This is a genomic window from Microbacterium sp. CCNWLW41, assembly GCF_037083505.1.
The window spans coordinates 185,189-206,761 of record NZ_JBAOJP010000002.1; the positions used below are offsets into that span (position 1 = coordinate 185,189).

26 protein-coding genes are annotated in these 21,573 nt (G+C 72.2%); 11 read left to right on the top strand and 15 right to left on the bottom strand.

Translation table 11 applies throughout. From position 1 onward, the window contains the following. Nucleotides 1-93: 93 nt before the first annotated feature. From V6R91_RS08635 to V6R91_RS08645, 3 genes are all read right to left on the bottom strand, one after another. Complete coding sequence (locus V6R91_RS08635; RefSeq protein ID WP_067250826.1) at nucleotides 94-1,380, bottom strand: adenylosuccinate synthase; 1,287 nt, start codon at nucleotides 1,378-1,380, stop codon at nucleotides 94-96. A gap of 682 nt (nucleotides 1,381-2,062) precedes the next feature. After that, a complete protein-coding gene (locus V6R91_RS08640) occupies nucleotides 2,063-3,487 on the bottom strand; it encodes a mechanosensitive ion channel family protein (RefSeq protein ID WP_336395178.1) in 1,425 nt (474 codons plus the stop codon). A 1-nt stretch (nucleotide 3,488) separates the two neighbouring features. Then, nucleotides 3,489-5,648, bottom strand: a complete 2,160-nt coding sequence (locus tag V6R91_RS08645; protein WP_336395179.1) for an adenylate/guanylate cyclase domain-containing protein — start codon at nucleotides 5,646-5,648, stop codon at nucleotides 3,489-3,491. 463 nt (nucleotides 5,649-6,111) lie between these two features. Here V6R91_RS08645 and V6R91_RS08650 point away from each other — a divergent pair, with 463 nt between their 5' ends. From V6R91_RS08650 to V6R91_RS08680, 7 genes are read left to right on the top strand one after another with little or no spacing between them, the layout of a single operon-like run. Continuing rightward, nucleotides 6,112-7,077 carry an AAA family ATPase gene (locus V6R91_RS08650; protein WP_084344947.1) on the top strand — a complete coding sequence of 322 codons (966 nt, stop codon included), beginning with the start codon at nucleotides 6,112-6,114 and terminating at the stop codon, nucleotides 7,075-7,077. 31 nt (nucleotides 7,078-7,108) lie between these two features. Then, nucleotides 7,109-8,002: a DUF58 domain-containing protein gene (locus V6R91_RS08655; protein WP_271059342.1), complete on the top strand. Its 894-nt coding sequence runs from the start codon at nucleotides 7,109-7,111 to the stop codon at nucleotides 8,000-8,002. Further along, entirely contained in the window at nucleotides 7,989-8,480 is a 492-nt protein-coding gene (locus V6R91_RS08660; RefSeq protein WP_336395180.1) for a hypothetical protein, read from the top strand. The genes V6R91_RS08655 and V6R91_RS08660 overlap by 14 nt, the downstream gene beginning before the upstream one ends. Beyond that, complete coding sequence (locus tag V6R91_RS08665; protein WP_336395181.1) at nucleotides 8,471-9,466, top strand: VWA domain-containing protein; 996 nt, start codon at nucleotides 8,471-8,473, stop codon at nucleotides 9,464-9,466. The genes V6R91_RS08660 and V6R91_RS08665 overlap by 10 nt, the downstream gene beginning before the upstream one ends. Beyond that, entirely contained in the window at nucleotides 9,463-10,512 is a 1,050-nt protein-coding gene (locus V6R91_RS08670) for a vWA domain-containing protein (protein WP_271059339.1), read from the top strand. The genes V6R91_RS08665 and V6R91_RS08670 overlap by 4 nt, the downstream gene beginning before the upstream one ends. Continuing rightward, nucleotides 10,509-11,324 (top strand): hypothetical protein, encoded by an 816-nt coding sequence (locus V6R91_RS08675; RefSeq protein WP_336395182.1) that lies wholly within the window; start codon nucleotides 10,509-10,511, stop codon nucleotides 11,322-11,324. Before V6R91_RS08670 ends, V6R91_RS08675 begins: the two co-directional genes overlap by 4 nt. Next, the gene (locus tag V6R91_RS08680) at nucleotides 11,318-12,445 is read left to right on the top strand and encodes a hypothetical protein (protein ID WP_336395183.1); all 1,128 of its coding nucleotides are present in this window, start codon (nucleotides 11,318-11,320) and stop codon (nucleotides 12,443-12,445) included. Before V6R91_RS08675 ends, V6R91_RS08680 begins: the two co-directional genes overlap by 7 nt. Here V6R91_RS08680 and V6R91_RS08685 read toward each other — a convergent pair. The 10 genes from V6R91_RS08685 to V6R91_RS08730 all read right to left on the bottom strand — a co-directional run bounded on the left by V6R91_RS08685 (nucleotide 12,436) and on the right by V6R91_RS08730 (nucleotide 16,838). Beyond that, nucleotides 12,436-12,795 (bottom strand): hypothetical protein, encoded by a 360-nt coding sequence (locus V6R91_RS08685; protein ID WP_271063028.1) that lies wholly within the window; start codon nucleotides 12,793-12,795, stop codon nucleotides 12,436-12,438. The two genes, V6R91_RS08680 and V6R91_RS08685, sit on opposite strands and share 10 nt — an antisense overlap. Then, on the bottom strand, nucleotides 12,792-13,412 hold the full coding sequence (locus V6R91_RS08690; protein WP_231819416.1) for an Asp23/Gls24 family envelope stress response protein: 621 nt from the start codon (nucleotides 13,410-13,412) through the stop codon (nucleotides 12,792-12,794). Before V6R91_RS08690 ends, V6R91_RS08685 begins: the two co-directional genes overlap by 4 nt. Further along, the gene (locus tag V6R91_RS08695; RefSeq protein ID WP_336395184.1) at nucleotides 13,403-13,969 is read right to left on the bottom strand and encodes an RNA polymerase sigma factor; all 567 of its coding nucleotides are present in this window, start codon (nucleotides 13,967-13,969) and stop codon (nucleotides 13,403-13,405) included. Before V6R91_RS08695 ends, V6R91_RS08690 begins: the two co-directional genes overlap by 10 nt. A gap of 106 nt (nucleotides 13,970-14,075) precedes the next feature. Continuing rightward, a complete protein-coding gene (locus V6R91_RS08700) occupies nucleotides 14,076-14,342 on the bottom strand; it encodes a GlsB/YeaQ/YmgE family stress response membrane protein (RefSeq protein WP_271063025.1) in 267 nt (88 codons plus the stop codon). 50 nt (nucleotides 14,343-14,392) lie between these two features. Continuing rightward, a complete protein-coding gene (locus V6R91_RS08705) occupies nucleotides 14,393-14,632 on the bottom strand; it encodes a CsbD family protein (RefSeq protein WP_336395185.1) in 240 nt (79 codons plus the stop codon). Between the two features lie 83 nt (nucleotides 14,633-14,715). Then, complete coding sequence (locus V6R91_RS08710; protein ID WP_336395186.1) at nucleotides 14,716-15,330, bottom strand: hypothetical protein; 615 nt, start codon at nucleotides 15,328-15,330, stop codon at nucleotides 14,716-14,718. After that, entirely contained in the window at nucleotides 15,327-15,875 is a 549-nt protein-coding gene (locus tag V6R91_RS08715) for a hypothetical protein (protein ID WP_336395187.1), read from the bottom strand. The genes V6R91_RS08710 and V6R91_RS08715 overlap by 4 nt, the downstream gene beginning before the upstream one ends. Next, on the bottom strand, nucleotides 15,872-16,216 hold the full coding sequence (locus V6R91_RS08720) for a hypothetical protein (protein ID WP_271061945.1): 345 nt from the start codon (nucleotides 16,214-16,216) through the stop codon (nucleotides 15,872-15,874). The genes V6R91_RS08715 and V6R91_RS08720 overlap by 4 nt, the downstream gene beginning before the upstream one ends. Beyond that, nucleotides 16,213-16,392: a hypothetical protein gene (locus V6R91_RS08725; RefSeq protein WP_231819420.1), complete on the bottom strand. Its 180-nt coding sequence runs from the start codon at nucleotides 16,390-16,392 to the stop codon at nucleotides 16,213-16,215. The genes V6R91_RS08720 and V6R91_RS08725 overlap by 4 nt, the downstream gene beginning before the upstream one ends. Nucleotides 16,393-16,400: 8 nt before the next feature. Further along, a complete protein-coding gene (locus tag V6R91_RS08730; protein ID WP_271061944.1) occupies nucleotides 16,401-16,838 on the bottom strand; it encodes an Asp23/Gls24 family envelope stress response protein in 438 nt (145 codons plus the stop codon). 133 nt (nucleotides 16,839-16,971) lie between these two features. Here V6R91_RS08730 and V6R91_RS08735 point away from each other — a divergent pair, with 133 nt between their 5' ends. The 4 genes from V6R91_RS08735 (at nucleotide 16,972) to argG (ending at nucleotide 20,018) form a co-directional block, all read left to right on the top strand. Continuing rightward, nucleotides 16,972-17,709 (top strand): Pr6Pr family membrane protein, encoded by a 738-nt coding sequence (locus tag V6R91_RS08735; protein ID WP_271061943.1) that lies wholly within the window; start codon nucleotides 16,972-16,974, stop codon nucleotides 17,707-17,709. 58 nt (nucleotides 17,710-17,767) lie between these two features. Beyond that, nucleotides 17,768-17,998, top strand: a complete 231-nt coding sequence (locus tag V6R91_RS08740; RefSeq protein ID WP_271061942.1) for an AbrB/MazE/SpoVT family DNA-binding domain-containing protein — start codon at nucleotides 17,768-17,770, stop codon at nucleotides 17,996-17,998. Beyond that, nucleotides 17,982-18,398 carry a PIN domain-containing protein gene (locus V6R91_RS08745; RefSeq protein WP_336395188.1) on the top strand — a complete coding sequence of 139 codons (417 nt, stop codon included), beginning with the start codon at nucleotides 17,982-17,984 and terminating at the stop codon, nucleotides 18,396-18,398. The genes V6R91_RS08740 and V6R91_RS08745 overlap by 17 nt, the downstream gene beginning before the upstream one ends. A gap of 174 nt (nucleotides 18,399-18,572) precedes the next feature. After that, nucleotides 18,573-20,018, top strand: a complete 1,446-nt coding sequence (argG, locus tag V6R91_RS08750; RefSeq protein WP_336395189.1) for an argininosuccinate synthase — start codon at nucleotides 18,573-18,575, stop codon at nucleotides 20,016-20,018. Between the two features lie 21 nt (nucleotides 20,019-20,039). Here argG and V6R91_RS08755 read toward each other — a convergent pair whose 3' ends face one another. Both V6R91_RS08755 and V6R91_RS08760 read right to left on the bottom strand, forming a co-directional pair. Beyond that, on the bottom strand, nucleotides 20,040-21,335 hold the full coding sequence (locus tag V6R91_RS08755) for a HipA domain-containing protein (RefSeq protein WP_336395190.1): 1,296 nt from the start codon (nucleotides 21,333-21,335) through the stop codon (nucleotides 20,040-20,042). Beyond that, nucleotides 21,332-21,556: a helix-turn-helix domain-containing protein gene (locus V6R91_RS08760; RefSeq protein WP_231819426.1), complete on the bottom strand. Its 225-nt coding sequence runs from the start codon at nucleotides 21,554-21,556 to the stop codon at nucleotides 21,332-21,334. Before V6R91_RS08760 ends, V6R91_RS08755 begins: the two co-directional genes overlap by 4 nt. Between the last annotated feature and the right edge of the window lie 17 nt (nucleotides 21,557-21,573).

The following is a 21,573-nucleotide window of genomic DNA, read 5'->3' on the forward strand; positions in this document are numbered from 1 at the left end:
GGGAACAGGAGGCGGGAGAACCCTCCCGGTCCCGTCGTTCCCGACCCGAACGGCCCGGTTCTCCCGCGTCGTGCGCTGCGTGTGCGGACCCGGTCAGTCCACGAGGTCGTGACGGACGACGACCTCGTCCCGCTCCGGCCCCACGCCGATCACGGAGATCCGGGTGTTGCTCATCTTCTCCAGCGCGAGCACGTAGTCCTGGGCGTTCTTCGGCAGGTCCTCGAACGTCCGGGCGGACGAGATGTCCTCGGTCCACCCCGGGAAGTACTCCAGGATCGGCTTGGCGTGGTGGAAGTCGGTCTGGTTGACCGGCACGTCGTCGAAGCGCTCCCCGTCCACGTCGTAGGCGACGCAGACCGGGATCCGCTCCAGGCCCGTGAGGATGTCCAGCTTCGTCAGCACGAGGTCCGTGATCCCGTTGATGCGGGTCGCGTACCGGGTGATCGGGGCGTCGTACCAGCCGACGCGACGGGGGCGACCGGTGGTCGTGCCGAACTCGAAGCCGCGGGCGCGCAGCCAGTCGCCCTGCTCGTCGAACAGCTCGGTCGGGAACGGCCCCGAGCCGACGCGGGTCGTGTAGGCCTTGACGATCCCGACGATCCGGTCGAGGCGCCCGGGGCCCACCCCCGATCCGGTCGAGGCGCCGCCCGCCGTGGCCGACGAGGAGGTGACGAACGGGTAGGTGCCGTGGTCGACGTCGAGCATGGTCGCCTGGCCGCCCTCGAACACGACGACGTCGCCGCGGGTGAGCGCCTCGTCGAGCAGCGCGCTCGTGTCGGCGACCATGGGCCGCAGCCGCTCGGCGTAGGAGAGGAGGTCCTCCACGATCTCCTCGGCAGCGATCGCCCGGCGGTTGAAGACCTTCACGAGCAGGTGGTTCTTCTGGTCGAGGGCGCCGTCCACCTTCTGACGCAGGATGTTCTCGTCGAACAGGTCCTGCACGCGGATGCCGACGCGGTTGATCTTGTCGGCGTAGGCGGGGCCGATCCCGCGGCCCGTGGTGCCGATCATGCGCTTGCCGAGGAAGCGCTCGGTCACCTTGTCGAGCGTCCGGTGGTACTGCGTGATGATGTGCGCGTTGGCGCTGATCTTCAGGCGCGAGACGTCGATCCCGCGCGAGCCGAGGGCCTCCAGCTCGCTGAAGAGGACTTCCAGGTCGATCACCACGCCGTTGCCGATCACCGGGGTCACGCCCGGGGAGAGGATGCCGGAGGGGAGCAGGTGCAGGGCGTACTTCTCGTCGCCGACGACGACCGTGTGCCCGGCGTTGTTGCCGCCGTTGAACTTGACGACCCAGTCCGTCCGCTCGCCGAGCAGATCCGTCGCCTTGCCCTTGCCCTCGTCGCCCCACTGGACGCCGACGATCACGATTCCTGGCATGGGTTACCCCCTTTGCGGGCCGCTCGCGCAGCCGCTGCTTCGCCGGGTTTGCACCGGCCGTGAGCTGGCCCGATCGGGCCACCCCATCCTATCCGGCCCCCTCCGACGCCCCGCCGCCGCCTCCGTTCACCCCGCACTCCCCCAGGCGGAGAACCCGCGCCCGGGCCGAGAACCCGCACGCAGGCGGAGATCCCGCGCCCGAGCGGAGATCCCGCGCCCGGGCGGAGATCGCGCACTCAGGTGGAGATCCCGCATCGCGACGGCCCCTCTGCCCCTATACGTCCGCACCAACAAGGGTTCTCCGCGGCAACGCCCCCGCGGAGGTCGCACGCTCCCGCAGGAATCGCACGATCCCACGGAGACTCAGCCCGGAGCGATCCGTATCAACAGGTTTCCTCGCCCGCAACGACACGACACGCGCCGACGCGGGAATCTCGCGCTCGCCCGGAGGCCGCACACTCGGGCGGAGGTCGCATGTTCAGGCGGACAACGCGCGCCCAGGCGGAGCACCAGCCCGGATCGATCCGCCCCAACAGGGGTTCTCCGCCGCGACGACCACGCGCTCGCCAACACGGACGACACCTGCCGGGGCGGACAACGCGCGCCCAGGCGGAGGATTAGACGGGATGGATCCGCACCAACAGGGGTTCTCCGCCGCGACGACCACCGCGCCCGCGGGGGGCTAGCGGTCGGTGAGGGAGCGCCGACTCAGGCCCACGGCGGCGAGGGCCTCGGTCGCCCGGGTGCGCAGGAGCTCCAGCGATTCGCCGATGTCGACGGCGAGCCGCGGGTTGGAGCGCACGAGCGCGTCCACCGTCGAGAGGGGCACCGCGAGCACGGTCAGCACCTCGGCGGCGGTCACCACGGCCTGGGTCCGCTCGCGGGTGAGCGCGGTGTGCCCGACGACCTCGCCCGGCTCGGCGGAGGCGAACTCGACCCGCCCGCCGTCCACGTCCAGCGCCAGCGTCGCGCGCCCCTCGACCACCAGCAGCACGCGGTCCGGGACGACGCCCGTCGGGATCACGACCTCGCCCGCCCCGTAACGCTCGAGCCGCGACGACTCCCGCAGCAGCTCGCGATCGTGCTCGCGCAGATGCAGCCTCGGCCCGAGATCCTCCACCGCGGCCTCCAGGAGCGCGGGCTCGGCGAGTGGATCGCTCCCGTCGCCGTCCAGCGCGAAGCCCCTGCGCCGTGCGGCGTACCAGAGCCAGGAGAGATAGAGCGAGAGCGCGCGCCCGGCGTCGGCCGGCGAGGCGACCGGGATCGAGACGCTGAAGGCGCCCTTGCCCGCGTACTCCACGCCCACGCGCGCGTCGCGGATCCGGTCAGGCAGCGCCTCGGCCACCTCCACCAGGAGGGCCATGACCTCGTGCGGCGGATCGTCCGTGGTGAAGGCGACCGACGCCGTCGCCTGGTACGGCCCGTCGGGCTCGCTCAGATTGGTGAACGACGCGCCCGACAGCGACGAGTTCGGCACGATCTGGATGCCGGACCCGGTGTCGATGTGCACGGCCCGCCAGTTCACCTCGACGACGCGCCCCTTCACCCCCGCCGCGTCCAGCCAGTCGCCGATCTTGAACGGCTGCTCGAACAGCAGCAGCAGGCCCGAGATGACCCCGCCCACGGCGTTCTGCAATGCGAGACCGATGACGATCGACCCGACGCCGAGCGCGGCGAACAGACCGCCGACATCCGCGTCCCACACCCAGGAGAACAGGATCGCGAGCCCCACGACGACGAGGACGAGCCGGGCGATCTCGACGAAGATCGACGGGATCCGCTTGCGCCACGACCCCTCCGCCGCGTTGGAGAACAGCACGACGTTGAACGAGGACAGGACGAGGAGGATGAGGAGGAACCCGAACACCGTCGCCACGACCCGCACCCAGACCTGATCCGCCGGGGACCGGATCGCGAAGGCCAGCAGCGCGAGCAGCGCCCCCGCCGGCAGCACGGCGTTGCGCAGCAGCGCCACGGGTCCGGCGAGCGCGTGCCGCCGGCGCCGCATCGCTCCGAGCAGCTCGGTGAGCCCGACCAGCAGCACCGGAACGCCGACCGCGAGCCCGATCACCCACCAGGCCCAGCCGTCCTGGAACGCCGCCGCCATCTCAGGCGACCTTCCAGACCGTCTCGGACCCGCCGCGGACCTCGACGGTCCCGGCCTCCTCGTACGTGAACATCTCCTGGGTCCGGTCGCGCACCGCCTGACTGACGTAGATGCCCGGCTCGCCGGTCACCGACCGGACGCGGTACGCGAGGTTCACGGCGTCGCCCCACAAGTCGTACGCGAGGCTCGTGCGCGCCACGAGTCCGCTGGTGACGGTTCCCGTGTCCACGCCGACCCGCAGCGCGATCGCCGCCCCGTACTGCGCGTTGAACCGCTCGACGACCTCGACGAGGCTCCGGGCGAACTCCACGGCGCGGCGCACGTTGTCCACCCGAGGGACGATGAGACCGGAGGATGCGAGATAGCCGCCGCGGAGCGTGCGGACCTTCTCCACGCCGGCGCGCTCGGCGGCCTCGTCGAACCCGCGCATCAGCACGTTGAGCTCGGCGATCTCGTCGGTCGCGCTGAGCCCCTCCGCGTGCTCGTCGAAGCCGATCAGCTCGCCGAACACCACCGAGACGTTGTCGTGCGCCTCGGTGATCGCCTCGTCGCCCTGCTTGTACCGCTCGGCGACGCTCTCCGGCATCAGGGTGTGCAGCAGCTTCTCGTTCTCGATCCGCTGTTCGTCGATCAGGTCCTGTTTGATCCGCAGGCTCGAGGCCATGTCGTTGAACGCGCTGCCGAGATCCCCGAACTCGTCGCGGGAGCCCTGCGGGACCTGCACGTCGAGATCGCCCTCCGCGACCCGGTGCACGGCGCCGACGAGCCGGTGGATCGGGCGCGTGAACACCTGCGCGAGCAGCAGGGACAGCAGGGAGACGCCGAGCAGGATCCCGAGCAGGGACAACAGCACGTTCCGGGTGAACTCGGCCACCGGCGCGAACGCCTCGGCCTCGTCGATGCGCGCGATGACCACCCAGTCCAGCCCCTCGACGGGCAGCGGCGCGTACGCGGTGACGCTGTCCCCGCCGACGTAGTCGCGACCGGTGGTGGTGCCGCTGCGGCCAGCCTGCGCCTCGTCGACGGCGAAGGTGCGCACGGGCTGGAGCAGCACCGTCCCGCCCACCTCGGCAACCCGCCGGGCGATCGTCGGGGGCGTCCCGCCGTCGATGATCCGCTGTTCATAGGTGTCCGGCTGCTCGATGAGCTTGCGGGAGGTGCTCCGCATCAGATCGTCGCGCCCGACGAGGTACACCTCGCCGGTGTCCCCGAGTCCCTGCGCCTTCCAGTCCTCGCCGCCGGTCATGACGTCGTTGATCGCGTCGAGGGAGATCTGGAACGCGATGGCCCCGGTGATGCGGCTCGCGTTGCCGACCGGGGACAGGACCCACATCGACGGCACGTTGAGCGAGGGGATCCACCGCTCGAAGTCCGTGAGCTCGACCGCATCGACGGAGTTGGTCGCGATGACGGAGCGGTACGCCTCGGCGAAGGCGCTGTCGCGGTAGGGGCCGGTGTTGACGTTGGTGCCGAGGTCGACGCCCTTGTACGCGGAGAAGACCACGTCACCGTCGAGGTTCAGCAGCAGGGCGTCCTCGTAGCCGGCGTCGCGGATGAGACGGCCGAAGTAGTCGCCGTACCGGTCCGCGGCCTGCGAGTAGGCCGTGCCGTCCCCGCTGTCGTTGCTGTCGAGGAGCTCGTCGTAGTCGGCGTCGAAGTCCTCGTTGCGGACGGTGTACTGCAGCTGCAGGTACCGGCCCGCGGGCGACTCGGGGATGAACGCCGACTCGCCGTACTCGTCTCCGGTGGCCTCCTCGAGCTGCGGGATGAACCGGTCCGCGTAGTAGTCGCGGAGCCGCTGCTCCTGCTCCGGTGCGATGGTCTGCTGCTGCAGCTGCGCGAACGCGTCGTTCAGCGCGGTCGACATGCTCTGCGCACTGAGGTTGCGGGAGTCCATGGAGGCGCCGCTGCGGATCCCCTCGATCGCGTTGGTCATCTCCGCCGCCCGCATCGATCGGATGGTGATGAGCTGGTCGACCGCCGAGTCGTGCAGCGACTGCCGGCCGTTGACGAAGCCGATCGCGCCGACGATCAGGGAGGAGGCGAGGCTCACCCCCAGCAGCATGACGAGGAGTTTGGACTGGATGCTGAGCCCGGGTCGCGCCCGGCGGCGGCGCCCCTTCGGGGCGCGTTCGTGCTCGACTTCCGTGACCTGCTCCATCCGGATCCCCCCGATGCGATGAACGTCCGTCTCTGCGAACGTAGCGGTATACCGGCATTCGGGGGAAGGGGCCCGCGCCGGGAACCGGCGGGCGTACACGCGTGGGGAGTGCTCCCCATCGCGCATCCAGCGCATCCGGTTACGCTGGCACGGTGCCTCGGCGACCGGCGGCCGCACCCGCGGGCCGGACGCCCCGCGCACGCGCCGACGACGAGGGGGGACCACCATCGTGGACCAGATGAACGACGTGCCGCCGTACGCGACCGGCGGCCCCGGACACACGCCCCCGCCGCCGCCCGCCCCGTCGGCGCCGCCGATCCCTCCCGCCCCCGCGGCGTCGCCCGTGGCTCCTGTCGCACCCGCCGCGGCCCCGCAGACCGCGCCGGCCACCGGACCCGAAGCCGCCGCCCCGGGCACCGCCGACCCGGCCGGCGAGGCCCGGCCCGCCCCGACCGAGGCCGAGATGGCCCGCGCCCGCGAGATCCTGCGCACCGTCTCGGACGCGTACTCCGCCAAGATGGTCGGCCAGGAGCGTCTGCGCACGAGCCTCCTGCTCGCGCTCATGGCGGGCGGGCACATCCTCCTCGAGTCCGTCCCCGGACTCGCCAAGACCACGGCCGCCAGCACGCTGGCCGACACCGTGCAGGCCGACTTCAAGCGCATCCAGTGCACGCCCGACCTGCTCCCCAGCGACATCACCGGCACGCAGATCTACGACTCGGCCAGCGGTACCTTCCGCACCGTCCTCGGCCCGGTGCACGCGAACTTCGTCCTGCTCGACGAGATCAACCGCTCCAGCGCCAAGACGCAGAGCGCCATGCTGGAGGCGATGCAGGAGCGGCAGACCACGATCGGCGGGGAGATCCACCGGGTGCCGCGCCCCTTCCTCGTGATCGCGACGCAGAACCCGATCGAGCAGGAGGGCACCTACGAGCTGCCCGAGGCCCAGATGGACCGGTTCCTCCTCAAGGAGATCGTCGAGTACCCGAGCCCGGCCGAGGAGCTGGAGGTGCTGGCGCGCATCGACTCCGGCGCGCTCGACCCCGAACGGCACGTCCACACCGCGATCTCCCTCGCCGACGTCGAGCTGCTGCAGGACGTCTCCCGGCGGATCTACGTCGACGCCGCCGTGCGCAACTACATCGTGTCCCTCGTCTACGTGACGCGGAACCCCGTGCCGTACATCGGCGAGCGCCTGGGCGGCTACATCAAGTACGGCGCGAGCCCCCGCGGCACGATCGCCTTCCTCCAGGCCGCCCGCGCCCTCGCGCTCCTCTCCGGCCGCAGCCACGTGATCCCTGAGGACATCCGGAACCTGCGCCACCTCGTGCTCCGCCACCGCGTGCTGCTCACGTTCGAGGCGGAGGCCGAGGGCGTGCGCAGCGAGGACGTCATCGACGCCGTGTTCGGCGCGGTGCCGACCCCGTAGCGCCGCCCGCGCCGATCCCGAGGCCCCGCTCATGCCCAGCCTGCTCACCCCGGTGAAGGGGAAGCTCTTCATCACCTCGTCGCGGAAGTCGACGCACGCGCTCGACGGCGCCTACGCGTCCCTGCTGCGCGGTCGGAGCCTGGACTTCGAGGACCTGCGCACCTACGAGTACGGCGACCAGATCCGCGACATCGACTGGAAGGCCACCGCCCGGCTGGGCGCGCCGATGATCAAGCGGATGCGGGCCACGCGGATGCACACCGTGCTCTTCGCCGTCGACACGGGCCTGGCGATGACCGCACTGGCCCACGACGAACGGCCCAAGCGCGAACTGGCGATCCTCACCGTCGGCGTCCTCGGGCTGCTGTCGCTGCGCCACGGCGACGACTTCACGCTCGTGCACGGCGACGCGCGGGGGTTCCGACGGCGGGAGATCGGGCGCAGCGAGGCCGCGCTGGAGCACACCCTGCGGACGATGGACCAGGCGATCCGCTCGGCCGCGGCGCCCGGCGACCGCGACGGGCTGCTCTCGTACATCGCGCGCACCGTCACCCGGCGGATGATCGTCGTGGTGGTGACCGACGACGCCCCGCTCACCGCGGAGACGGAGCGCCTGCTGCGCAGGCTCCGCGTGCAGCACGAGGTGCTGTGGATCACCCTGCACGACGCCGACCCGGTGCTGCCGGCGCGGACGCCGGGGACGGCTCCGCGCCGGGACGTCGGATCCTCCTGGCTCGTCCCCGACTTCGCCCACGGCGACGCGGCGATCGCGGCAGAGCTGGCGGCGCAGGACGCCGCTGCCCGAGGGCACCGGGACCGGACGCTGGACAGGCTGGAGATCACGCACGCCGCGCTCGGGAGCCAGGACGACGCGGTGTCGGACCTGCTCCGGATGCTGGATCGGAGGTCGCATGTCCGGTCCTGAGGAGCTGTACCCGCCCGCCCAGTACGCCGCCGGGTGGATGCTGCTCGCCTTCGGCGTCCTCGCGGCGCTCGTCCTCGCGGCGTGGCTGGTGATCGCGCTCACCGCGCCGCGGCGGCGCCCCGCCCCGGTCGCCGCCCCGTCACCGCCCGCCCCGCTGTTCGTGGACGTGTCTGCGGTGCTCCGCCAGGAGTACCTCGGCGGCATCGCGCGGATCGAGCAGGGGTACCGCGACGGCGAGCTGGACGCGCGTCGGGCGAACCTCGAGCTGAGCCGGGCGGTGCGCGCGTTCGTCAACGAGTACAGCGGCCTGGAGGCGCCGGTGCTGGCGCTGGAGGACCTGGAGCGCGCGGGCGTCCACCCGGCCCTGCTGGAGGCCCTCCGCCGGCACTACTACCCCAGCGTGTTCCGGCGGGGCCCCGCGCTGGACCCGATCGCCGGCGCCGAGGCGGCCCGTCGGGTGGTGACGACATGGCACTGAGCTCGCTGACCTGGCCGTGGATGCTGCTCGCCGTGGCGGCCGCGGTCGTCGTCGCCGTCGTCGTCGGGGTGCTCCTCGGATGGCGCCGGGGCCGCGACGACGCCTCCGCGGCGGGCGCCCCGGTGGCCCGCGCCGAGAGGGTGCGCGGCCTCGGCTCGTTCGCCCAGGCCGTCCGGCGGCGCCGGCTGGCGTTGTCCGGGGTGGTCGGGCTGGGGGTGCTCGCGGCCGTGCTGGCGGGAGTGGTCGCCGCCCGCCCCACCGAGGCGCGGACGATCCAGCCGGAGACCGCGAACCGGGACATCATGCTGTGCCTGGACGTGTCGGGCTCCATGACCGAGGTGGACCGGGAGGTCGTGACGATCTTCTCCGAGCTCGCCGAGGGCTTCGAGGGGGAGCGGATCGGGCTGACCATCTTCAACAGCTCCCCGGTCCAGGTCTTCCCGCTCACCGACGACTACGAGTTCGTCCGCACGCACCTCGACGACATGGCGCGGAGCTTCGACTACACCGACACGGTGCCCGAGCACTGGGTCGGCACGATGAACGGTCCCGGCGCCTCCCTCATCGGCGACGGGCTGGCGTCCTGCGCCCTGCGCTTCGACCACGGCGACGAGGAGCGCGCCCGCTCGATCATCCTCGCCACGGACAACGAGCTCAACGGCTCGCCCATCGTCTCCCTGGCCGAGGCTGCGGCCTTCACGGCCTCCAAGGACATCCGCCTCTACACGATCAACCCGGTCGACGGGATCGATTCCGGCCTCAGCGAGGAGCTGGCGGACGCGGCCGCGGCGACCGGCGGGCGCGCGTTCAGCCTGCGCGACACGACCACGGTCGCGGAGATCATCGACGAGGTCCAGGAGCAGGAGGCCAAGACCCTCGTGGGCGAGGCGACCGTGGTGCGCGCCGACGCCCCGCAGCCCTGGATCGCCGCGCTCCTCGTCGTCGCGCTCGGCTTCGTCGTGCTGCTGTGGAGGGTGCGCCTGTGATCCTCCAGCCCGTCATCCCCGCCTTCCTCGTGGTGCTCCTCGTCGTCCCGATGCTCATCGGCACGGGATGGATGCTGTGGCGGCCGGCGGCGGCCCCCGGTGCGGCGACGGCATCGGCGGCGAGCGCGCGCGGGGGCTCGCGCGCGCTGTGGGCCCTGCGGCTCGTCCTCGTGCTGGCGTGCGGGCTGCTGCTGCTGCGTCCCGGCATCCCCGGCGGCGAGGTGCGGACGCTGGCGACGGACACGGACATCGTCGTGCTCGTCGACACGACGGCGAGCATGGTGGCCGAGGACGGCGAGGACGACGAGCCGCGGATGACCCAGGTGCGCGAGGACGTCCGCGCGATCGCGGCGGCCTACCCCGGCGCGCGGTTCGCGCTGATCACGTTCGACGCCGCCGCGCAGCTGCGTCTCCCGCTGACGACCGACACCTCCGCGCTCGTCTCCGCCGTGGACGTGCTGCAGCCCGAGGTCACCCGCCAGTCCCGCGGCAGCTCGGTCGGGATCGCGGCTCCCCTGCTCGCGGAGACGCTGCGCGGCGCGGCGAAGTCCGATCCGGAGCGCGCCCGCATGGTCTTCTACCTGGGCGACGGCGAGCAGACCGCCGCCACCGCCCCGGAGTCCTTCTCCGCCAGCGCGAAGGACGTGGTCGGGGGCGCCGTCCTCGGCTACGGCACCGCGGATGGCGGCCCCATGCGCGAGACGACGGGGGCGTTCAGCGGCGAGGGCGACTACATCCTCTATCAGGGCGAGCCGGCGTTGTCCGTCATCGACGAGACGACGCTGCGGACGATCGCCGACGAGCTCGGCGTCGACTACCTGCCCCGCGCGGGGGCGCCCGCGCTCGACCTGCCCCCGGCGCCGTCCACGACCACGGCCTACCGCGAGGGCGGCACGACGGGGAACGTCACGGACCTCTCCTGGATCCTCGCGCTCGTCATCGCCCTGCTGCTGTGCGTGGAGCTCGCCCGCGCCGCGATGCTGATCACCCGCATGCGGGGCCTCGCCGTCCGCGGGGGCTCCGGCGGAGGAGGGGAGCCGCGATGACCGACCTGCAGAGCCCGCCCGCGGCGGACCCCGCCGTGTCCTCCCCGCGCGACGCGCAGGACGCGGCCGCGGCGCTGATCGCCGCCAACCGGCGCCGTCGCACGGCGCGACGGTGGATCGCCGTGGGATCGGTGCCGGTGGTCCTCGCGGCGCTGCTGCTGGCGGGCAAGCTCCTCAGCATGTACGCGTTCGCCTACCAGTCCATCGCCTCGTACGTCGGCGGCGACAACGCCGGATCGGTCCGCGCCGCCCAGGGCCTGGACCCGCTCAACTGGTTCGAGCCGTACAAGGCGCCCTTCGATCAGGGGGTGGGCCTCGCCGCCGGCGGCGACCTGCCCGCGGGGCAGGCGAAGTTCGAGGAGGCGCTCGGACTCGCGCACGGCCTCGAGGTCTGCGACATCCGGGTGAATCTCGCGCTCGTGCTGGAGTGGCGGGGGGACGCCGCGTCCCAGGAGGGGGACGCGGTCGGCGCCGCGGAGTTCTACGGCCGCGGCCTGACCGTCACCGCCGAGACGCCCGAGGAGTGCCGGAGCCCCGAGGCGCAGCAGCAGTCGTCGGACCCGGAGCGCGACATGAGCGAGACGCTCGACGAGCTCTCGGACCGGCTTCAGGAGAAGCAGCAGCGCCAGCAGCAGGAGCAGCAGGGGCAGCCGGATCAGCCGCAGGAGCAGGAGCCCGAGCAGCAGCAGCCGGATCAGTCCGATCTGGACGACCTCCAGGACCGGCTCGAGCAGGGCGAGCGCGAGCGGCAGCAGAACCAGCAGGACCAGGGCGACGACGGCGGCAGCGGCGGGACGGAGAAGCCATGGTAGACCGCGAGCCCCGCTACGTCTCCCGTTCCGAGGGCGCCCCGCCCGTCCCGCCGCCCGGCGGGTACCGCGGTGCGCGCCGGCTGACGACGCCGGGCTCGCTGCCGCCCGGGGCACCCGTCCCCGCCGGCGCCGCGGATGCCGTTCCGGGCGCGGCGGGCCCCGGGTCGCCGCCCGTCGAGGACCGGGCCCCGCGCACCGGCCCGCTGGGCTGGGTCGCCCTGGGCGCCGCCGTCCTGTTCGCCGTCGTGCTGCTGGCCCTGCTCGCCGCCGGGGCGGTCGACGCCTTCTACGGCACGACGATGCTCGTGCTCCAGCTGCTGGTTCTCGGGGTCGTCATCGCCGGCCTCACCGTCCGACGCGGCCGGCTCCTCTCCGCGATCGGCCTCGCCGTCGTGCTCCTGTTCAACCTGGGGACCGTGGGCGGGCTGGGCGCCGTGAGCGCGGACGCGGGCGGCGGCTACGAGGGGCGCAAGACCGAGGAACAGAAGCTCTGGGAGGCGTATCCGGGGATCAAGGACGTGGATCCCCGGGCGACTCTGGCCCAGCCGTCCCTGGAGGAGGTCCGCGCCCAGGCCGAGCAGACGCTCACGAGGGTGCGCGAGCGCCTGTCCGCGGAGTTCGGGTTCACGTGGGTGCCGGTGGGCGATGAGACGCTGCGCCCGGAGCGCAACGGCTACGGCGGCGAGTCCATGCTCGTGCAGTACACCTCGGCGTCCTGGGCGACGACCGAGCCGGTCACCGGATACCCGACGAAGCTCGAGGTCATGCGCACGGTCGAGGACGAGCTGATCCGCAGCGGCTTCAGCTCCATGCTGGCCTTCAACGACCCCGCGTCCGGAGTGGATCCCGGCGTGATCCGCAAGATGTACGGGGGCGACACACCCCAGGATCAGGTGCTCTGGGAGTGGTACGCGAGCACCTACCCCGAGCCGACGCTGTTCTACGCGGACATCACGGACCTCGCCAACGACGTCAGCGGCGACTACCGCGCCTCACGCGAGGCCACGAGCGCCCGCACCGGCGAGCCCCTCGAAGGGCTGAGCCTCACCGTCGTCGCCCGCGAGGTGCTCAGCGCCGACGACGTCGAGGCCTTCGAACAGGCGTTGAAGAACTACCCCTGATCCGCCGATCCGCGGGATGACGCGGCGACCGAGCGCGCGTCCACGTGGGCCACGGTCAGCACCACGCGCACGGGGCCGGCGACCTCGCGGACCGCGCGATGGGCGTCCCTCGTCGTGCGCTTCGCCGACGACGAGGCGACGCCGATCGACGCCTCCACGAGCGTGGCGCCGTCGGCGTCCGTCACCCGCACCCGCGGTGCGTCGGCCTCGCGGATGCCCATCGCCCGGGCGCCCAGGTCGACGGCGGTCGACAGCGCCCCACCGGGGCGGAGGACCTCCGCCACCCCCGGGACGCCCGCCAGCGCCCTCTCCACGCTCACCGCGAGCGCGGTCCTCTCCTCGTCGTTCACTCGTGGCCCTCCCCCGGCTCCCAGCGGACGTCGTGCACCGTCACGTCGATGTCGGCGATGACGAGATCGGTGTGCTCCTCCAGTCTGCGCGCGATCTCCGCGCGCAGGAGCCCCGCCGTCGTCGTGATCGGGTGGCCGTAGCGCACGCTCACGTCCACGGCGACCCGGATCGGCTCCCCCGGCCGGGTGACGTCGCCCTCCAGCCGGCACCGGCCGATCAAAGCCGCCGGCACCGCACGCTCCGCGTCGCGGATCAGCCCGCGCACCGCCCCCTCCGTGATCGCGAGGTCGGCGTCCTCCTCCGCGTCGAGCGGGATCCGGCGGCCGGCGCGGATCTCGCGCCCGATGCCGCTCATGACCTGCTGGATCCAGTTCTCGTCGACGGGCGGCTCCTGCGCCGTGTCCGCCTCGAGCAGATCCGCGCCGAGCGTGTGCAGCCGCTCGAGGGCGTCGAGGGCCAGCCGGCACCCGGCCGAGCTCTCGATGGCGTCGTCACGGGGGGTGCGCCCCGACTCGATGTAGTCGACCAGCTCCTCGAACGTGTGCCCGTCGAGGTCGGCCGGGTCCAGGGCGATGCCTCGGCGTCCGGATCGGTCGTCGTCGATGGTCATCTCCATCCCTCCATCCGAACGATGATGTCCTTGCGCGCGCGGGCCAGGAGGCCCCGCACGGTCGAGACGGGAACGTCGAGCTCCTCGGCGATCTCGTCATAGGAGAACCCGCCGAGCTCGCGCAGCGTCCAGCAGCGCCGCTGCGGCTCCGGCAGCTGTGCGAGCGCCGCCGTCAGCGCGTCCAGTTCCGCGCGGGTCTCGACGACACGGGCCGGGGAGTCGTGCGCCGGCGCGGGGGTCTCGATCCCGTCGATGTCGACGTGCGCGGGCGTCGCCCGCAGCCGGTCGATCGCCCGGCGGCTCACGATCCGCATCAGCCAGGACTTGACCGCCCCGGGATCGCTGAGCTCGTCCATGCGCTGCCACGCCGTGACGAACGCCTCCTGCACGATGTCGTCCACGTCCGCGGTGCTGCCCATCAGGCGCCTGGTGTACGCGCGCATGCGCGGCGCGAAGCGCCGCACGAGCACCGCGAAGGCCTCGGTGTCGCCGTCCGCCGCCCGGCCGGCGACCGTGCGGTCGTCGGCCTCGGACAGCGACAGGCGGTCATCGACCTCCGTCACTTCCCTCTCCCCCCGGCCGGAACCGGGGCGATGCGCCGTGCGCGCCGCCCCGGTCCCAGCGTGCACCCGCGTCCCCACGCGCGTGCACGCATATGTGCGATCCCCGTCATGCCTTGCTGCGGCGGCCCGTCAGCAGACCGTAGACGAGCAGCACGATCAGCGAGCCGCCGATCGCCAGCGCCCAGGTCGCCAGGCTGAAGAAGGACTGCAGGTCCACGTTGAAGATCAGCCCGCCCAGCCAGCCGCCGAGCATCGCCCCGACGACGCCGAGCAGCAGCGTGGCGATCCATCCGCCCGCCTGCTTGCCCGGAAGGATCAGCTTGGCGATCGCGCCGGCGATGAGGCCGAGCAGCAGGAAGCTGAAGAAGCCCATGATTCTCCTCTCACGCGGGCGGGACGGCTGACGCCGCCCCGCCCGTCCCGTCACTTCTTGAAGGCGTCCTTGACGTTGCGGGCGGCGTCCTCGACGCCGTCCTTCACGTCCTGGCCGGCGTCCTCGACGCCGTCCTTCACGTCCTGGCCGGCGTCCTTGAGGTGGCCTTCGGCCTGGTCGGCCTTGCCGCGGGCCTCGAGGTCCTCGTCGCCCGTGGCCTTGCCGATCAGCTCCTCGGCCTTGCCCTTCACCTTGTCCGCGGCCGCTTCGAGCCTGTCCTTCGCACTCATGGGTCTTTCTCCTCTCTTTCGTGCCCCGGCCGTCCGGCCGGGCGTCGTGTCCGCGCCGCAGGGGCGCGTCGTCGTCCCGCGCGTCACCGCACGCGGACGGTCGATCTCCATCGGTCGGTCCAGGATCGGTCCGCCAGGTGCAGCAGCACCGGCATCGGCCGGGACGCCAGGGCGTCCCACTCCTGCGCGGCGCGCTCCGCCGCGCCGACGACCTCCGCCAGGTCCGCGCCGCGGCGCACCCGGACGGCGAGGCGGTACACGGCCCCGCCGCGCACCCGGTGCACGCGGCCGTGCGCGTCCAGCACGTCCGCGCGCTCGGCGAGCGGCGCGGCGAGCACGCGGTCCGCCACGCGGCGATCCACCTCGGTCCGCCCGAGCGGGGTCCGGTCGGCCACCGCGGTGGCCGACCGGCCCGCGCCGCGGGTCGTCAGGAAGACGATCAGCAGCACGATCAGCACCACCGCGGCTCCCCCGACGATCACCCCCGCGGCCGGGATCCGCACCGTCCCCCCGAACGGTGCGTCCCAGACGGGCAGCGTGCGGAGCAGATCCTCCACGGTGCCCGTCGCCTGCGCCGTCGCCGCCGCGGCCCACGGCGGGCGGGCGGTCCACAGGACGATCACGACGCCGGCGACCAGGAGCACGGCGCCGCCGAGCAGCAGCACCAGCCGGTTCGCGAACCGGTTCGTGGCGTTCATGCGATCACTCCTCTCTGCTCGACCCGCACCCGGACGACCCGGTCGAGGCCGAGGCGCAGCAGAGCGTCGTGCGCCGCCTGTCCGGCGGCGCGCTCGTCGATCGGCACCCCGCTCGTGGGGACGACGTGCACGTCCACCCGCCGGCCCACGACCACGCGCACCTGCGCGCGGGGCAGCACGCAGCGTCGTGCGACGGCGTCCGCGGCGGCGTCGGCGAGCACGCCGTCGTCCGCGACGACGGCCAGGCGGGCGCCGCGCAGCGAACGGCGCGCACGCCGTCCGGGGAGGATCGCCAGCAGGACGGCGGCCAGCCCCAGGACCGCCATCGCACCTCCCGCGACCGGGATCCCGATGCGGAGCGCGTCCGCGGGCAGCGGCTCCACGAGCGCGCCCACGGTCCCCGGCCGCACCGCCTCGGCGACCAGCGCGGCCACGAGGGCGGCGAGGCCGACGAGCAGCACGACCGCCACCACGACGGCGGAGAGGGTGCGCGGGGAGTGCGTCTCCCGGCGCAGCGCCCGCCGATAGGTCGTGGCCGTGCTCATCGTGCCCTCCGTGCCGTGATCCTCCGGACGTCCGTGAAGCGCACGTCCACGCGCGCGACCCGCCGATCGGCGAGCTCGCGCAGCCCCTCCATGACGCCGCGGCGCACGTCCTGCGCCCTGGCGTCGAACGTGGTGCCGCCCTGCGGCGACAGCACGAGCGGGACCTCCACCGCCACGGCGAGCGCGCCGGCGGCGTCCGAGAGCCGCAGGCCGATGTCCCGCGCCTCCGCGTGCGCCGCGTCGCCGACGAGGGCGGTGGCGAGGTGCCGCAGCGCCTGCGCGCTGACGGTCACCCGCCCCGGCACCTCCGTCGCGACGCCGGGCGCGGCGGGGACGGTCATGACGACGACCGCCGACCGCGGAACACGTCCATCAGCGCCCGCGGGTCCAGCCGGCCCTCGACCATGCGCCCGATCCCCGCGCCCAGCAGCAGCGCGGCCGCGACCAGGACGGCGGCCCAGAATCCGAACGCGATCCACGAGAGCGCGAGGACGCCGGCGACCACCGCTCCGGTCATCGTGGGAGTCACTGGACTCGCGCCTCCTCGGCCTGGTCGTCGTCGTCCGAGGGGATGTGCACGTCGTTGATGGTGACGTTGACCTCGGCGACCTCCAGGCCCACGAGCTCGACGATCGCGCGGGAGACCGCGGCGCGGACCCCGTCGGCGATCTTCTGGAGCGACACGGGGTAGTCCGCGACGATCGTGACGTCGGCGGCGACCTGCTTCTCCCCCACCTCGACGCTGACGCCCTGCGCCAGGTCCGTGGAGTTGAGCGCGTCCCGGATGGCGCCGACGACGCGGGCGGCCCCGCCGCCGAGCGCGTGCACGCCGTCCACCTCGCGGGCGGCGATGCCGACGATCTTCGCGACGACGCCCTGCTCGATGACGGTCTTGCCCGCCGGCTGCGCGGCGCTGGCCGGTCCCTGAGACTTGGGCGACGCGGCCACATTCACTTCTGCCATGACGATCTCCTGTTCTCCTCCGCACCGTTCGGTGCCCCTCGCCGTGAACCGGCGACACACCTATGACGGGACGGAGACGGATTTCGTCACAAATTCGTTCGGGAGAATATCGGTCGCCCCTAAAGTGGGTCCCGTGACCTCCCCCGCCTCCCCCGGCACACGGACCGACGCGAGGACGACGACGCCCTCCACCGTCTGGGCCCTGGTGCGCGGGGCCACCGCCGCCCTCCTCACCGCCGCGATCGTGACGCAGCTGTCGACGTCGATCGCGAACACGCTCGCCTCCCCGACGCCGCACGGCGGGCACCTCCCCACCGTGATCGCGAACTTCTTCAGCTACTTCACGATCCTGTCCAACGTCTCCGCCGTCGTCGCCTTCGCGCTCGGCGCCGCATGGCTGTGGGGCCGCGGCCGCGACGGCCGCACCGAGCCGGCCTGGCTGGGCGTCCTGCTCGCCTGCGTCGCCACGTACATGATCACGACCGGCATCGTCTACAACGTGCTGCTGCGCAGCGTCTCGGTGGGCGTCACCCAGCCGTGGGTCAACGAGGTGCTCCACGTCGTGGGCCCGGCGGTCCTCCTGCTCGACGTGCTGTTCGCGCCGGGCCGGCGGCGCCTGCCGTGGTCGAGCCTCGCCGCGATCGCCGCCTTCCCGATCGTCTGGGCGGCGTACACGCTGCTGCGCGCGAACCTCGTCGTCGCCCCGGCCACCGGCAACCCGTGGTGGTATCCGTACCCGTTCCTGGATCCGCACCTCGTGCCGGGCGGGTACCTCGGCGTGGCCGGCTACATCGTCGGCATCGCGGCGGCCATCCTGCTCCTCGGCGCGGGCGTCATCGCCGTCTCCCGCCGCCGCGGTGCGGACGGCTGAGCCCCCGTCCGCACCGTCGCGCCCACCGCGCCTGCCATTGCCCTGGTATCCTTATGGCATGAAGACGACCATGGACAAGGCGGGGCGCATCGTGATCCCCGCGCAGATCCGTGAACGACTGGGGATGGTGCCGGGTCCGGTGGACATGGTCATCGACGGGAACGGGATCCGGATCGAGATCGAGACGCACGACAATCTGGTGGAGAAGGATGGACGACTGGTGATCACCGGCGGCCCCGCCCTCACTGCCGACGACATCCGCGAGCTTCGCCTTGCCGATCAGCGCTGACCTCCTGCTCGACACCAGCGCTGCCCTGGCCGTCCTCCGCGATGCAAGTCCCGCGCACGAGCGCGCGTTCGAGATGACTCAGGGCCTGACGCTCGGGCTGTCTGGACATGCGATGTTCGAGACCTACTCGGTGCTGACGCGACTGCCCGGATCCAATCGCCTTGCGTCTTCGCACGCAGCCCAGCTGATCGCGCGGGAGTTCCCGGCGTCCTTCCCCTTGCCGGAGAGCGCGGCCCGGGACGCGGTCGTGGCCTTGAACCGCGCGGGGATCGCCGGCGGATCCGTGTATGACGGGCTCGTCGGGCTCGCCGCGAAGGATGCGGGGATCCCCCTCCTCTCCTGCGACCGTCGAGCCCTCTCCACTTACACGTCGCTGGGCGTCGACGTCCGCCTGATCTGATCGGGCAGCCTGCGCCACCCGATCCCGTCGTCCCCTCCCGACGCCCCGGGGAAGACGCAGTGCGCCACACGCGGACATGTGCGCTTCCTGCGGAGGAAGGCGGCCGTTCTCCGCCTACCGAGCGCACTCCTCCGGTCGCAAGAGCGCCGACACGCCGCCGATAGACTGAGAGGCATGTCCAAGGTCCTCCAGTCCCTTCCCGTCGGCGAGCGCGTCGGCATCGCCTTCTCCGGAGGACTCGACACCTCCGTCGCGGTCGCCTGGATGCGCGACAGGGGTGCGGTGCCCTTCACCTACACCGGGGACCTCGGACAGTACGACGAGGACGACATCGCCTCGATCCCGGGGCGGGCACTGGAGTACGGCGCCGAGGCCGCGCGCCTCATCGACGCCAAGACCGCCCTCGTGGAGGAGGGCTTCGTCGCCCTGTCCTGCGGCGCGTTCCACATCCGCTCCGGCGGGAAGACCTACTTCAACACCACGCCGCTCGGGCGCGCCGTCACCGGCACCCTCCTCGTGCGCGCGATGAAGGAGGACGGCGTCGACATCTGGGGCGACGGCTCCACCTACAAGGGCAACGACATCGAGCGGTTCTACCGCTACGGCCTGCTCGCGAACCCGCGCCTGCGGATCTACAAGCCGTGGCTGGACGCGGACTTCGTCACCGAGCTCGGCGGGCGCCAGGAGATGAGCGACTGGCTCGTCACCCACGGGTTCCCCTACCGGGACTCGGCAGAGAAGGCCTACTCGACGGACGCCAACATCTGGGGTGCGACGCACGAGGCGAAGACCCTGGAGCACCTGGACGTATCCCTGGAGACCGTCGACCCGATCATGGGCGTGAAGTACTGGGACGAGTCGGTCGCGATCGCGGCCGAGGACGTCACCGTGACGTTCGAGGGCGGCCGTCCCGTGGCCATCAACGGCGTCGAGCACAGCGACCCGGTGGCGCTCGTGCGTGAGGCGAACGCGATCGGCGGCCGGCACGGCCTGGGTATGAGCGACCAGATCGAGAACCGGATCATCGAGGCGAAGTCCCGCGGCATCTACGAGGCCCCGGGCATGGCGCTGCTGTTCATCGCCTACGAGCGCCTGGTCAACGGCATCCTGAACGAGGACACGCTCGCCACCTATCACGAGCAGGGACGGCGCCTGGGTCGCCTCATGTACGAGGGCCGCTGGCTGGAGCCGCAGTCCCTCATGCTGCGCGAGTCGATCCAGCGCTGGGTCGGATCCACCATTTCCGGCACGGTCACGCTGCGCCTGCGCCGCGGCGACGACTGGACGATCCTCGACACCGTCTCCCCGAACCTGTCCTACGGACCGGAGAAGCTCTCGATGGAGCGGGTCGGCGACGCGGCGTTCGGCCCGGTCGACCGCATCGGCCAGCTCACCATGCGCAACCTCGACATCGCCGACTCGCGCGCCCGCCTGGAGCAGTACGCGGGTCTGGGCCTGGTCGGCGGCGCCACCGGCGAGCTCGTCGGGCGCGTCACCGCGGGGGAGTCGACGGAGATCGCGGGCGCCGTGGAGGGGTCGGTCAGCGCCGCGGACGCCGACCTCGCCGACGCGGTGGACGCCGCGTCCGAGGGCGCGGCCTTCGACACCGGCACCGACTGAGCCCTGGCGGGCGGCCGAGACTCATCGACCCGGAGATGCCCAACCGCGCTGCTCGGCGTACTCCGAGATGCTCTCGACCATGACGTCGATGAACTCATGGTTGCCGAGGCTGACCCGCGCGAGATCGGCCGCGCGCCGATAGGCGTCGACGATCCCGGTCGTGATCTCGGTCACCCGGTCGAACGCTCGCCCTTCGTCGATGCCCAGCCGCCGCCCGGCCCGCACCAGCAGCCCGGCGGTGACGCCGGACGCCCGGTACTCTCCCTCCACCGACATCGCGAGCTTCGGCTCCCGACCCTGAGGTGTCGGGTAGGGCGCGTGGCTGCCGAGATCGTAGAGGGGCGCAAGGGTGGCTCGGTCACCATTGAGGAGAAGCGAGTAGTTCTTGGCGTGGGCGTCCGTCCCCAACGCCGCCGCGTTGAAGACGACGGCATCGAAGAACCGCTCCGAGTTCGCCCTCACGTCCCGCGCCTGCGGGATGGTCGCGAAGAGCTGACCGATCGTCGCGATTCCGGGCCCGCCATCAGATTGGTACTTCTTGTCCGGCGGGATCGCCAGGGCCTGGCAAAGATCCTCCTGGTGAAGCCGTACCCATCGACCATCGACCTGTCGCCTGTCGTACCGCACCGACACCAACGCACGGTCCCCCCGCGAGGTCGTCAGGACGAAGTCCTCGGCGACATCGAGGCCGAGGTCCCTGGCCGCCGCCATCGTCATGAACTCGTTGATGTCGTGATCCGAGTACGGAGGAACCGCCGGCTTGAGGATGTGCGTCGTCGGTGTCGAGTCGTTGGGCACGCCCCACTCACCCGTCTCGGCGCGGAAGAGAGCGATCTTCGGCTGAGCACCGGCCAGGCTCCAACGAACGTCGGCGTTGTGACGGCGCCCCCACTCCGCCCTGTTCGCGATCACGTCCGCGACCACCGCCGCCAACTGATCATCGTCGATCACCGACACGTCGCCTCGACGGACCGCCGCATCCGCGCTGGCCTCCCCTTCAGGGAGGATCTGCACGGCGCCGGCCGCGTCTTTCCCCATGTGGGCGAGAAGCGGGAACGGATTGCGCGGCGAGACGCCGAACTGGCGACCGAGCTCTTCGAGTCTTGCTGCGCTGTCGGGAAGCAAGCCCTGAAGGAACGTGCGCGTGGGTCGGCTCTTGTGGTTGGGCACGACCAGCGGCAGCGACAGCGAAAGGGGCGTCGCTCCGCGAGTCCCCCAGTATCCGGGCACATAGGAGAAGGTGACGTTCCCGCCTCCGCCTTGGCGGAGCGTTCCGATCCGCGTGCCGTCGAGAAAGACCGCGAGATCGTCACTCATATCGGCCCGTCCCCTTGGACGATCAGCTCGAGTTCGAGTTCGCGATACACACGCATCATCCTGGCGACCGTGACGTTGGGGGCGCCGGTCTCGAACCTGGCCAGCCAGTCGCGCGTCACCCCGGCGCGCTCCGCGAGTTCGCGCTGACTGAGCCCGAGGGCCTCTCGACGGGCTGCGGCAACGATCCCGAAGTCGATCGTACGCTGGACCTCCGCCTTCATCGGACCTCCTTGTGGGA